This is a genomic window from Leclercia sp. Colony189 (genome assembly GCF_009740165.1).
GTDB lineage: Bacteria > Pseudomonadota > Gammaproteobacteria > Enterobacterales > Enterobacteriaceae > Enterobacter.
Genome location: NZ_CP046557.1, coordinates 4,712,857 through 4,724,861 on the forward strand (window position 1 = coordinate 4,712,857; position 12,005 = coordinate 4,724,861).

The following is a 12,005-nucleotide window of genomic DNA, read 5'->3' on the forward strand; positions in this document are numbered from 1 at the left end:
CCGGGCTTTTTTACAGCCGTCCCAGCAGGCTAAACCACAGATAATCCAGCGGCAATAGCACCAGATAGGTTGCCACCGCCAGCGCCAGACAGAGCAGCATCCCCGCCCGCGCAGGCACTCTTCCCAGCCCCATCGCCACCACAATCGGCGACGCCTGATACGGCAGCAGCGGCGTGGAATACCCCAGCACCTGAATCATAATCACCGACAGCAGCGGAAAGCCGGTGGCGTCCGAGAAGCTTTGCGCCAGGGTGGTATACAGCGCCGGTACGCCGTTGGCGGTCATAATGAAATTCAGGGCGGTGGTGATGCCGGTCAGGGCCAGGAAACTGGTGAACGGCGCATCGGCATCCAGGGGCATTACCCGCATCAGTGCCTCGCCCACGGCACTGCCAATACCGGTTTGCGTCACGGTGATCGCCAGCCCGAGAATACCCGCCACATAAATACAGGTGCGCATATTCACCCCCGCCGAGAATTCATCCCCGGTGATAAAGCCAACCCGCGGCAGCATCACCACAATCGACGCCGTAAGCCCGGTCCATGCCGGTCCAATGCCGTGCCAGCTCTCCGTCACCCACATCACCAGCACCACCGCCAGCAGCCAGGCGAGGCGCTTTTCGTCGCGGCCCATCGGCTCTGGCGGGGTCAAATCCTTCACCGGTTTTGGCGCGCCGGGGAACAGCCAGCAGATCAGGCCGATCAGGACCAGACCCTTGAGAATACCCAGCACCGGAGTATGCAGCAGCAGGTACGGAACATAGTTAAGATGGATGCCGTAAGAGCCTTCCGCCGCCCCGCTCATCACCAGGTTAGGAACGTTGGCCGGAAGGATGGTGGCCGAAAGCTGGAAGGTGCCAAACCCCACCGCCAGCGCCAGGCCGAACCACGCCCGGGAGCCGTCGGCAATGCCCGCCCGCTTCGCCATCGCCGCCACGATGGGCATCAGCAGCGCAATACGCCCCATATTGGAGGGCATCACAAACGCCAGCGCATAGGTGAGCAGCACTACGCTTGCCACCATCAGCGGCCAGGAGTCGGTCAGCCTGGCCGACAGCGCCCGCGCCGCCCTGTCCGCCAGCCCGGTTTTGCGGATCGCCACCCCCAGCACAAATCCGCTGAACACCAGCCAGAACGCTGACGAGGCAAAACCGCCAAAAATCACCTCCGGCGGGGCGATACGCGCGATCATCGCCGCGGTAAAGAACAGCAGCGCAGTGAGGAATTCCGGCAACAGCGAGGTGGCCCACAGGATGATGGTGACGACGATAATCAGCGAGGGCAGAAACAGCGGGTGAGTGAACCAGAGCGACATGCCTGTCTCCTGTAGAATTTTTCAGCAAGTCTACGGCGACAGGCAGGGCGAGTAAACGCTATTTATGGTGGGGTTCATTCAGGATAGTGCATTGATGATCCTGCAATTCCTCAGCAGAAGCGCGGTTAAGCGCCAGCAAATTGCGCGCCGTTGCCAGTAATACAAACGATCCGTCCGCCTGCTGCGCCATCGCCAGCGCAAAACGCCCCATATGGTCGCGCGCTTCCGGCAGCTCTTCTGCCAGCATCATAAACGGGCTGCGTTTCACCAGCTCCGCTTCCGTCACCCGACGCGCCAGGTATTCATGCCCCTCCAGCCCACCGGGGAACGGCAGCCACTGGGTGCTGATTTGCCCCTGACTAACATTGAGCTTCTCGCGCACGTCCGGGCGCAGGCAGGAGATATGGATATGAAAATGGTTTTGCGTGCGGCCGGTCGGGGAGTTTATGGTCAGTGAAACTGCACTGTCGGGCACGTTGCTCCCCCGCTTCATGCTCATAAAGTGGCGCGACTGCCACGCCAGCCAGAAGAAATTGGGCGTATGAGCCTCGGTCAGGAGCGGGCTTTCGGTACCGTTGATGCGGTACGTGGGCATCAGCAGATATTGCAGCGGCCCGTTGCGATCTTTAAACACCACATATCCCGCATCCGTTTTTACCAGCGCACAGGGCGCCGGGTTACGGTTCTGCATCTGACCAGGCACACACTGGTCGAGAACGATATGCCGCAGCGCGTTTGGGTTACCCGCTTTCAGCCAGAACCCGCCGCCTGCCGCGAGCGCAATCACAACCAGTATCAGCACGATTATTTTTTTCACAGCGCATTCCCTGTATCCACCTGACGCCAAAGAGTAACGCATAAAAGTGACCAAATAAAAAACCCGGTGGATTTCTCACACCGGGTCCCGTGTCGTTCTTCAAAAAATGCTTAACGCTTGCTGATCTGATCGAAGGTGCCGCCATTCGAGAAGTGATCTTTCTGCGCTTTCGTCCAGCCGCCGAAGACCTCATCGATAGTGAAGAGCTTCAGTTTCGGGAATGTGTTCTCATATTTTTTCGCCACCGCCTCATCACGTGGCCGGTAGAAATTCTTCGCGGCAATCTCCTGGCCTTCCGGGGAGTAAAGGTATTTCAGGTAGGCTTCCGCCACGGCCTGGGTACCTTTCTTATCCGCCACTTTATCGACCACAGAGACGGTTGGCTCAGCCAGAATGGATTCGCTTGGGGTGACAATTTCAAATTTATCTTTACCCAGCTCGTTCGCCGCCAGCAGCGCTTCGTTTTCCCAGGCAATCAGCACGTCACCAATGCCGCGTTCAACGAAGGTGTTGGTTGCGCCGCGTGCGCCGGAATCCAGCACTTCGACGTTTTTAAACAGCGCTTTCACGAAATCCTGCGCTTTAGCCTGATCGCCATTGTTCTGGTGCAGGGCGTAACCCCAGGCTGCCAGGTAGTTCCAGCGTGCGCCGCCAGAGCTTTTTGGGTTTGGAGTGATGACCGATACGCCCGGCTTAACCAAATCGTTCCAGTCATGGATCTGTTTCGGGTTACCTTTGCGAACCAGGAAAACGATGGTGGAGGTATACGGCGCGGAGTTATCCGGCAGGCGTTTGATCCAGTTTTTCTCGATACGGCCGCGTTCCGCGATAGCGTCCACGTCATACGCCAGCGCCAGGGTCACGACGTCGGCTTCAATGCCGTTAATCACCGAGGTCGCCTGCTTGCCGGAGCCACCGTGGGACTGGCGGATCACGACGTTATCGCCGGTTTCCTGTTTCCAGTGTGCGGCGAACGCTTTGTTGTACTGCTCGTACAGTTCACGCGTCGGATCGTAAGACACGTTCAGTAGCTGAATATCCTTTGCCAGAACGCTGGTCGATGCCAGCAATAACGTTAAACCCACGCCCCATTTATTCATCGCCCAACTCTCTTAATGTTGTGTTTGATGAGTGCAGGGTGCCAGAAAGCGAACCAATGATTAAAGAATAAAAAAAGATTGGCTATAACACAGGGGAATAAAAAGAGGGTGTGAGCGCACAAAAAAGCCGGGTGGCAGCTACGCCTTACCCGGCCCACTAACCATGCTTTTGTAGGCCCGGTCAGCACAGCGCCACCGGGCAACAGCCGCCGATCAGTACAGCTTTTTCGCGCACTCCAGCCAGTCACCTTTGAACGGACGCTTCATATTTTCAATAGCGTCGATGATGTCATGGTGAACCAGTTTTTCGTTCTGAATACCGACGCAACGACCGCCAAAGCCCTGCTGCAGCAGTTCAATCGCGTAAGCGCCCATACGGGATGCCAGGATACGGTCGTAAGGACCCGGAGAGCCGCCACGCTGGATGTGACCGAGAACGGTCGCGCGGGTTTCGCGTTTGGTTTCGGCTTCAATGTACTTCGCCAGCTCGTCAACGTCACAGATGTGCTCGGTGATGGCTACGATGGCGTGTTTTTTACCTTTAGCGATACCGGCTTTGATTTCTGCCACCAGATCTTCACGGCTGAATTCCACTTCCGGCACCACGATAAACTCACAGCCGCCGGCAATCGCCGCCGCCAGGGTCAGGTCGCCACAGTAGCGGCCCATCACTTCGACGATGGAGATACGCTGGTGAGAAGAAGAGGTGTCGCGCAGACGGTCAATCGCCTCTACCACGGTGCCCAGCGCAGTGAAGTAACCGATGGTGTAGTCGGTACCTTTGATGTCGTTGTCGATGGTGCCTGGCAGACCGATGCATGGGAAGCCCATTTCGGTCAGGCGTTTTGCCCCCATGTAGGAACCGTCACCGCCGATAACAACCAGCGCGTCCAGGCCGCGTTTTTTCATGTTCTCGATAGCCACTTCACGGATGCGCTCATCGCGGAATTCCGGGAAACGCGCGGAGCCCAGGAAGGTACCGCCACGGTTAATCATGTCGGACACGCTGTAGCGGTCGAGCTGCACCATGCGATCTTCATACAGGCCCAGATAACCGTCATAGATACCAAAAACTTCCAGACCTTCCGTCAACGCTGCGCGCACTACACCACGAATTGCTGCGTTCATGCCGGGCGCATCACCGCCGCTTGTCAACACACCGATTTTCTTAATCATGACTACCTCTGAACTTAGGAATGCAAAAATGAAATCTGTTGCCGGAAGACGTCCTATCGACCAACGAATAGTGCAAATAGTATATCAATCACTTCCCGCTGAATTGATTCAGGTCAGACCAAATGGCGGTTATTTTTCCACAAAATGCTGCCCCGGTTCACTTTTTTACAACGAATTACGAAAGCTCAAAATGTCCATTACCTGGCTTAGGTACGACTGAGCAGGGATCCTGGTGAATAATGACATCTGACCCCGGGAAACGCTGCAAAATCGCCTGCTCAACCTGTTCCGCCACCAGATGGGCCTGAACGAGCGGCAGGTTATCTTCCATTTCTAAATGAATCTGAATAAAGCGGGTCGGCCCTGACTGCCGCGTGCGAAGATCGTGAGCGCCGCTGACACCGGGCCAGGAGGTCACAATTTCAAAGATTTCATGCCGTTCTGCGTCTGGCAGTGCGCGGTCGAGCAGGGATTGCACTGCATCGTACCCCATACGCAACGCACTGTATAAAATATAGAATCCAATCCCTAACGCAAATAACGCATCGGCCCGGTGCCAGCCATACCAGGCCAGACCGAGCGCAATAAGAATCGCACCGTTCATCATAACATCAGACTGATAATGAAGCATATCCGCCCGTACCGCCTGGCTCTGCGTTTTACGCACCACCCAGCGCTGGAACGTTACCAGAATTAATGTGCTTATAAGTGCAATAACGGTAACGACCACGCCGACGCCGGGATCTTTCATCGGCGACGGGGTATACAGGTGCTGAATGCCAGTCAAAAAGAGGAACAGCGCCGAACCGGAAATAAACATGCTTTGCGCCAGCGCCGCCAGCGACTCCGCTTTGCCATGACCAAAGGTATGCTCTTCGTCCGCCGGCTGTAACGAGTAACGCACCACCCACAGGTTCGTCACCGAGGCGGCAATATCCACAAGGGAGTCCACCAGCGCCGCCAGAATACTGACCGAACCGGTATACCACCACGCGAAGATTTTAATGACTAACAGGCACGACGCCATGACCGTCGCGGCGATTGCCGCCCGGCTCACCAGCCGTCCATAGGATTGATTCATAAACACTCCTGTTACGCTATGCCGCTAGTATAATGGATGCGGAGGAGTCAATAAGATGAATAAACGGTTAACGCATTTTAATGATGGGCAAAAAAAACCCCCACATCATGTGGGGGAAGACAGGGATGGTGTCTATGGCAAGGAAAACAGGGTTTACTGGTTACTACGGGTGTTGCTACTAAAAAGCGTCGATTCAGCGTTCTTCTGCATCCGGGCAACCTCGCGCAACTGGTCCATACGTTGCTGGTGTTTCTGGTTCAAAACCGCTTGCTGCTCTGGCGTTAGCAGGTGAAACATCTGGTTGCGGACCCGGGCCATTTCGACCTGGCGGGCAACCTGTTCCTGCGCCATTTTGTTTGCCTGAGCGCGCACAGCGCTTTCGTCAAAATTTTCTGCGGTGACAAGGCGGTGCATTGTCTCCATTTCGCTAACATTAACAGGGGGCTGGTCATGACGAGCCCGCTGCATCAGATCTCGCATCTGTTGACGCTGATGTTCGGTTAAACTTATGCCGTCAAACATGTGGCCCTGGCCGTTTTGCTGCGCAATGCCCTCTGCTGAGGAACGGTTATCGCCGGTGATAGCTCCAGCAGCCTGGCTAAATGCACTAAACGCCAGCGTTGAGGCCATGACGGCAGCGGTAACTATGCGCATCACTTACTCCCAAAATCTTTCGTGTCGCGATTCAACGAGAGACAGTCTACGATTCAGGCTGCAAACATGCGTCAGGGGGTGTAAAACAACGTAAAGTCATGGATTAGATAGCCTTGATGACGTAATTTCTGCCTCGGAGGTATTTAAACAATGAATAAAATCCTGTTAGTTGATGATGACCGAGAGCTGACATCCCTTTTAAAGGAGTTGCTCGACATGGAAGGCTTTGACGTGTCGGTTGCCCATGATGGGGAGCAGGCGCTGAGTCTACTCGACGATAGCATCGACTTGCTTTTGCTCGACGTCATGATGCCGAAGAAAAACGGTATCGACACCCTTAAAGAGCTGCGCCAGACACACCAGACCCCCGTTATTATGCTGACCGCGCGCGGCAGCGAACTTGACCGCGTACTCGGCCTTGAGCTGGGCGCTGATGACTATCTGCCAAAACCGTTTAACGACCGCGAGCTGGTGGCGCGTATTCGGGCGATCCTGCGCCGTTCCCACTGGAGCGAGCAGCAGCAAAACACCGACAACGGTTCACCGACGCTGGAAGTCGACTCCCTGAGCCTCAATCCAGGCCGCCAGGAAGCGAGCTTTGACGGCCAGGCGCTGGAGCTGACCGGCACCGAATTCACCCTGCTTTATCTGCTGGCGCAGCATCTGGGCCAGGTGGTGTCGCGTGAACATCTGAGCCAGGAAGTGTTGGGTAAACGCCTGACGCCGTTCGACCGCGCCATCGATATGCACATCTCGAACCTGCGCCGTAAGCTGCCGGAGCGCAAAGATGGTCACCCGTGGTTTAAAACCCTGCGTGGACGCGGCTATCTGATGGTTTCCGCTTCATGATAGGTAGCTTAACCGCCCGCATCTTCGCCATTTTCTGGCTGACGCTGGCACTGGTTTTAATGCTGGTATTGATGTTGCCAAAACTCGACTCACGCCAGATGACGGAGCTCCTCGACAGCGAGCAACGTCAGGGTGTGATGATCGAGCAACACGTAGAAGCAGAGCTGGCCACCGATCCGCCCAATGATTTGATGTGGTGGCGCAGGCTGTTTCGCGCTATCGAAAAATGGGCGCCTCCCGGACAACGCCTGCTGCTGGTGACCAGCGAAGGTCGCGTGATTGGTGCGGACCGCAATGAAATGCAGATCATCCGTAACTTCATTGGCCAGGCGGATAACGCCGATCACCCGCAAAAGAAAAAATATGGTCGGGTGGAGATGGTGGGGCCGTTCTCCGTCAATGACGGGGAGGATAATTACCAGCTCTACCTGATCCGCCCGGCGAGCAGCTCCCAGTCCGACTTTATCAACCTGCTGTTTGACCGCCCGCTGCTACTGCTGATTGTCACCATGCTGGTGAGTTCACCGCTGTTGTTGTGGCTCGCATGGAGCCTGGCGAAGCCGGCGCGCAAACTGAAAAACGCCGCGGATGAAGTGGCGCAGGGCAACCTGCGACAGCACCCGGAACTGGAAGCCGGGCCGCAGGAGTTCCTGGCGGCAGGGGCCAGCTTCAACCAGATGGTGACGGCGCTGGAGCGGATGATGACGACCCAGCAGCGTCTGCTCTCTGATATCTCGCACGAGCTGCGTACCCCGCTGACGCGCCTGCAGCTGGGCACCGCCCTGCTGCGCCGCCGCAGTGGTGAGAGCAAGGAGCTGGAGCGTATCGAAACAGAAGCCCACCGTCTGGACAGCATGATCAACGACCTGCTGGTGATGTCACGCAATCAGCAGAAAAACGCGCTGGTCAGCGAAACGATGAAGGCTAACCACCTCTGGGGCGAAGTGCTAGATAACGCCGCCTTCGAAGCGGAGCAGATGGGTAAATCGTTCACCGTTAATTTCCCGCCGGGCCCGTGGCCGCTGTACGGTAACCCGAATGCGCTGGAAAGCGCGCTGGAGAATATCGTCCGTAACGCCCTGCGCTACTCGCATACCAAAATCGAGGTGGCGTTCTCGGTGGATAAAGACGGCATCACTATTAACGTGGATGACGATGGTCCTGGCGTCAGCCCGGAAGATCGCGAGCAGATTTTCCGTCCGTTCTACCGTACTGACGAAGCCCGCGACCGTGAATCTGGCGGCACCGGACTGGGTCTGGCGATTGTCGAAACCGCCATTCAGCAGCATCGCGGCTGGGTGAAAGCGGACGACAGCCCGCTGGGTGGATTGCGTTTAACCCTCTGGCTGCCGTTGTATAAACGTTCGTAGTTGTCGCCTGTTATGCCGGGTGGCGGCTTCGCCTTACCCGGCCTGGTTTCCCCACAATCTGCGGGAATTATTCTCGATCTTCCCGCTTAAACGCCGTTTCTGCATGGTTCTGGTCCAGCTTGTTGACAGGCCCGCCGCCGCCAGCAGACGCTGATACTGTTCGTCGTCAAACGGCATATGCCAGGCGATAGCGCAGGCGTCATGTACCGATACGTCGCTCAGGCGTGACACCAGCTTCAGGGGCGCATCCGCCGATACCTGCCCTGCCAGCACCACCCGATAGAGCCAGCCGGTTTTCGCCGCGTTCTGCATCTGCGTAGCCATATCGCTGATGCCGAAATGGAAGTTGAGTTTGAAGCACGGCGAGCGCGGCTGGGTCACCTGGATCAGGGCATCCCCCCAGCGAAAGATGTCGCCGATAAAGACGTTCTCCTCCGTCAGCCCCTCGGTTGAGAGGTTTTCGCCAAACGCCGGGGCGACAAACAGATCGGCCTGAGCGGGAAATTCCCTTGCCCAGTGCTGATAGTGCTCCCGCGGATAGTGGCACAGCGCGCGGTCGGGCCCGCCGTGGATCTTCTTTTCCGCCTGCTCGTCACCTGCCAGTCCAGGGTCGGTTAAGGTCAGCTCACCGTCGACCTGCACTTTAGCAATTGCGCTCGGGCGGCTGCCGTCGTAGTCCCTTACCTTGCCTGTAAACACATTCACCGGGTAATGCATCTCTACTCCTTCAGATACAAAAAAAGCGAGTCATCAGACTCGCTTCTCACAGAAGGCTTTGCAACCTTATTTTTTAGCAGCGAAACGTGCCGCAGCTTCGTCCCAGTTGACGACGTCCCAGAAGGCTTTGATGTAGTCCGGACGACGGTTCTGGAATTTCAGGTAGTAAGCGTGTTCCCACACGTCCAGACCCAGGATTGGGAAACCGGATGCGCCAGAGATCGCTTCGCCCATCAGCGGGGAGTCCTGGTTAGCCGTAGAGACTACCGCCAGTTTGTCGCCTTTCAGAACCAGCCACGCCCAGCCGGAGCCGAAACGGGTAGCAGCCGCTTTTTCAAACTCAGCTTTGAAGTTCTCAACGGAGCCGAAGTCGCGCTCAATAGCGGATTTCAGGTCGCCCTGCAGAGTAGTACCGGTTTTCAGGCCTTTCCAGAACAGGCTGTGGTTAGCATGGCCGCCCGCGTTGTTGCGCAGTACGGTTTTCTTGTCGGCTGGCAGTTGATCCAGTTTGGTGATCAGCTCTTCAACCGGCAGGCTCGCGAATTCTGGCAGGCTTTCCAGCGCCGCGTTGGCGTTGTTAACGTAAGTCTGGTGGTGTTTGGTGTGATGGATTTCCATCGTCTGCTTGTCGAAATGCGGCTCCAGGGCGTCGTAAGCGTACGGCAGGGATGGCAGGGTATAGCTCATAATCATCTCCATTATTGTCGGGCGGCAAACGTGTTAATGCCGCGTAAGCAGTTGGTTCATTATAGTTAATTAAATGATATTGAAAATGTTTATCAATGCCGTAGTTTTAATAAGGTTATAACTTTTCGTTATGTCACTGATCTGGCGGGGGCTGCGGAGAAGTCAGGGGTAGAGCCGGGATTCTATTACGCGGCGTTATGGCTGCGGTGGCGCCACTGAACCGGGGTCATCCCCACTTCGCGGTTAAACACCACCGAGAAGTAGTTGCTGTCCTCAAAGCCGCACTGCATCGCCACTTCGCTGACCATCAGCTCGGTATGCTGCAGCAGATACTGCGCATGGCAGATCCGCAGCTGACGCAGATAGTGGTTCACCGTCATGCCGGTCTGGGTTCGGAACTGCTGGCGCAGGGCGCGCTCGCTGCACTGCTCCTGCTCGCAAAACTTCTCCAGCACAAAGCTGCGGTTCAGGCTGCCAGACAGCGCGGTGATGAGCTTATCCAGCAGCGCTTCCGGCTCGCTGGCGGTCGGGTTGTCCGGGGCGTAGCGGTAGCGTTTGAGCATGATCACTAGCTGGGCAAACAGCAGCTCCGCCAGGTCATAGCCGTGGGGATCGTCCTTCAGGCTCTCCTGCTCCAGTTGGGCAATGATCTGGCGCACCTGAGTCATACCGTTGCTGCCAAGCCGCCAGTGTGGTGCTCCGCGGGCGTTCATAAAGCCGGGGATATTGGCTCCCCAGTCCACGTTGAGCTTCAGCCGGTCGGGGCAGTAGATGATGTTCTGCAGCACCAGATCGTTCACCGAGGCGTAGGCGTGTTTGTCTTCCGCGCGGATGTAAAACAGGTCACCGCGGGTAATACGGTAGGGGCGATCGTTGAGGATATGCAGGCCGTTGCCGCGCCACACCAGCACCAGCTCGCAGAAGTCGTGGGTATGTTCGGCAAAGACATTCTGCGGATAGCGGTCCGCCACCGCGACGGCCTGAGCAGCGGATGCAAAAAAATCGGCTCTGCGAAGAATCAACTGTCCTGCCACGTCACAACCTCACCGGGGAATAACCTGACATTATTACCCGCTTTGCGGCAATAAAACGGTGATTTTCCTCGCGTTACTGAAGTGAAGCATCCCGGCCCTGGCGAATATCGCGCGGCGACCAGCTAAATTCCCGGCGAAACAGGGTCGAAAAGTGGTTACTGTCGCCGAAACCGCAGCGATAGGCGATATCCGTGACGCTATCATCGGTATGGCGCAGCAGATGCCGCGCTTTAATCAGCCGCAGACGGTTCAGGTAGCGCTGCGGCGTCTGCCCGGTGTGCTGTTTGAGCTGGCGATGCAGGGTGCGCAGCGAGAGAGAAAAGTTATCCGCCAGCGTCTCCCAGCAGACATCCTCCGCGTAGTGATCTTCCAGCCAGGCCATCAGCTGGTTGAGGCGGGCGTCATTATCCGCCGCCCCTTCGACCAGGCTGCCGCGGCGCAGCAGCACCAGCAGTTGCATAAAGAGGATTTCACGGCTGGCGAGGGCGTGGGTCTCCTGCCCCTCTTCAGCCTGCTCCATCTGGCTCACCAGCTGGCGCACCTGTTGCAGCGTGGCCTGGTTCACCCGCCAGTGCGACGGATAGTGCCCGTCCAGCTCCTGGGGCAGGAGCTGGTTCAACCCCGACAAAAACTGGAACGCCTCCGGGGAGCGATAGAGCACGTTGGTCAGGCACAGGTTATCGGTATGTTCATACATGTGCCGGTCATGATCGCGCACGAAGCAGACCGTTCCGCCGCTGATGGTGTACGGCTGGCCGTTGAAGACGTGGATACCCGTACCGTGCTCCACGATCACAATCTCATGAAAATCATGATGATGTTCCGGAAAGGCAGCCTGGGGCAGCCGCGGCTCAATCGCCACAGGCGAGTGGCCTGAAGGAAAAAAATCCACGCTGTGCAGTACGGTCATAACGGGTCACCAGATGATAAGAGTTCTCAAAATAGTAATTTAGGGTTCCCCGCCTCACCTTAAATTTTCGACAGCAAATGGCGCAAACCCTGTCGCTTTTTCAAGAAGCGGCGGGAAAGATCTGGAAATGCGGTCACCGTCACATCGCCTGCAAGTGCCGTTAAAAACGGAAAATGTGAACTCTCTCACGTTCATCTTTGCTTTCTTGCCAGCGCCTGAAATGCGCTGTCAGTAGCAAGAAGGTCGCCTTCCCTTCCCTTTTTTACACTGTCCGGCAATGACTTCAGGAAGGACC

12 protein-coding genes are annotated in these 12,005 nt (G+C 56.6%); 2 read left to right on the forward strand and 10 right to left on the reverse strand.

The window, feature by feature from the left end:
- Positions 1-10: 10 nt before the first annotated feature.
- The 6 genes from GNG29_RS22525 to cpxP form a co-directional block, all read right to left on the reverse strand.
- On the reverse strand, positions 11-1,315 hold the full coding sequence (locus GNG29_RS22525; RefSeq protein ID WP_156655376.1) for an SLC13 family permease: 1,305 nt from the start codon (positions 1,313-1,315) through the stop codon (positions 11-13).
- Between the two features lie 58 nt (positions 1,316-1,373).
- Complete coding sequence (locus GNG29_RS22530) at positions 1,374-2,132, reverse strand: CDP-diacylglycerol diphosphatase (RefSeq protein ID WP_156655377.1); 759 nt, start codon at positions 2,130-2,132, stop codon at positions 1,374-1,376.
- A gap of 110 nt (positions 2,133-2,242) precedes the next feature.
- A complete protein-coding gene (locus tag GNG29_RS22535; RefSeq protein ID WP_156655378.1) occupies positions 2,243-3,232 on the reverse strand; it encodes a sulfate ABC transporter substrate-binding protein in 990 nt (329 codons plus the stop codon).
- Positions 3,233-3,445: 213 nt separating this feature from the next.
- Positions 3,446-4,408, reverse strand: a complete 963-nt coding sequence (pfkA, locus tag GNG29_RS22540; RefSeq protein ID WP_103825256.1) for a 6-phosphofructokinase — start codon at positions 4,406-4,408, stop codon at positions 3,446-3,448.
- A gap of 175 nt (positions 4,409-4,583) precedes the next feature.
- Positions 4,584-5,489, reverse strand: a complete 906-nt coding sequence (fieF, locus tag GNG29_RS22545; protein ID WP_103177521.1) for a CDF family cation-efflux transporter FieF — start codon at positions 5,487-5,489, stop codon at positions 4,584-4,586.
- Between the two features lie 153 nt (positions 5,490-5,642).
- Positions 5,643-6,143: a cell-envelope stress modulator CpxP gene (gene cpxP, locus GNG29_RS22550; protein ID WP_156655379.1), complete on the reverse strand. Its 501-nt coding sequence runs from the start codon at positions 6,141-6,143 to the stop codon at positions 5,643-5,645.
- Positions 6,144-6,293: 150 nt separating this feature from the next.
- On the opposite strand from cpxP, the gene cpxR reads away from it, so the two are divergent.
- Positions 6,294-6,992 (forward strand): envelope stress response regulator transcription factor CpxR, encoded by a 699-nt coding sequence (gene cpxR / locus GNG29_RS22555; protein WP_039032144.1) that lies wholly within the window; start codon positions 6,294-6,296, stop codon positions 6,990-6,992.
- Positions 6,989-8,362, forward strand: a complete 1,374-nt coding sequence (gene cpxA, locus GNG29_RS22560; protein ID WP_103177523.1) for an envelope stress sensor histidine kinase CpxA — start codon at positions 6,989-6,991, stop codon at positions 8,360-8,362. Before cpxR ends, cpxA begins: the two co-directional genes overlap by 4 nt.
- A 33-nt stretch (positions 8,363-8,395) precedes the next feature.
- On the opposite strand, the gene yiiM is transcribed toward cpxA, so the two are convergent.
- The 4 genes from yiiM to rhaS form a co-directional block, all read right to left on the reverse strand.
- On the reverse strand, positions 8,396-9,079 hold the full coding sequence (gene yiiM / locus GNG29_RS22565; protein ID WP_156655380.1) for a 6-hydroxyaminopurine reductase: 684 nt from the start codon (positions 9,077-9,079) through the stop codon (positions 8,396-8,398).
- Between the two features lie 66 nt (positions 9,080-9,145).
- Positions 9,146-9,766, reverse strand: coding sequence for a superoxide dismutase [Mn] (sodA, locus tag GNG29_RS22570; protein WP_103177525.1), 621 nt, complete (start codon positions 9,764-9,766; stop codon positions 9,146-9,148).
- A 185-nt stretch (positions 9,767-9,951) separates the two neighbouring features.
- Entirely contained in the window at positions 9,952-10,800 is an 849-nt protein-coding gene (rhaR, locus tag GNG29_RS22575; RefSeq protein ID WP_103177526.1) for an HTH-type transcriptional activator RhaR, read from the reverse strand.
- A 73-nt stretch (positions 10,801-10,873) separates the two neighbouring features.
- Positions 10,874-11,710, reverse strand: a complete 837-nt coding sequence (gene rhaS / locus GNG29_RS22580) for an HTH-type transcriptional activator RhaS (protein WP_103177527.1) — start codon at positions 11,708-11,710, stop codon at positions 10,874-10,876.
- Between the last annotated feature and the right edge of the window lie 295 nt (positions 11,711-12,005).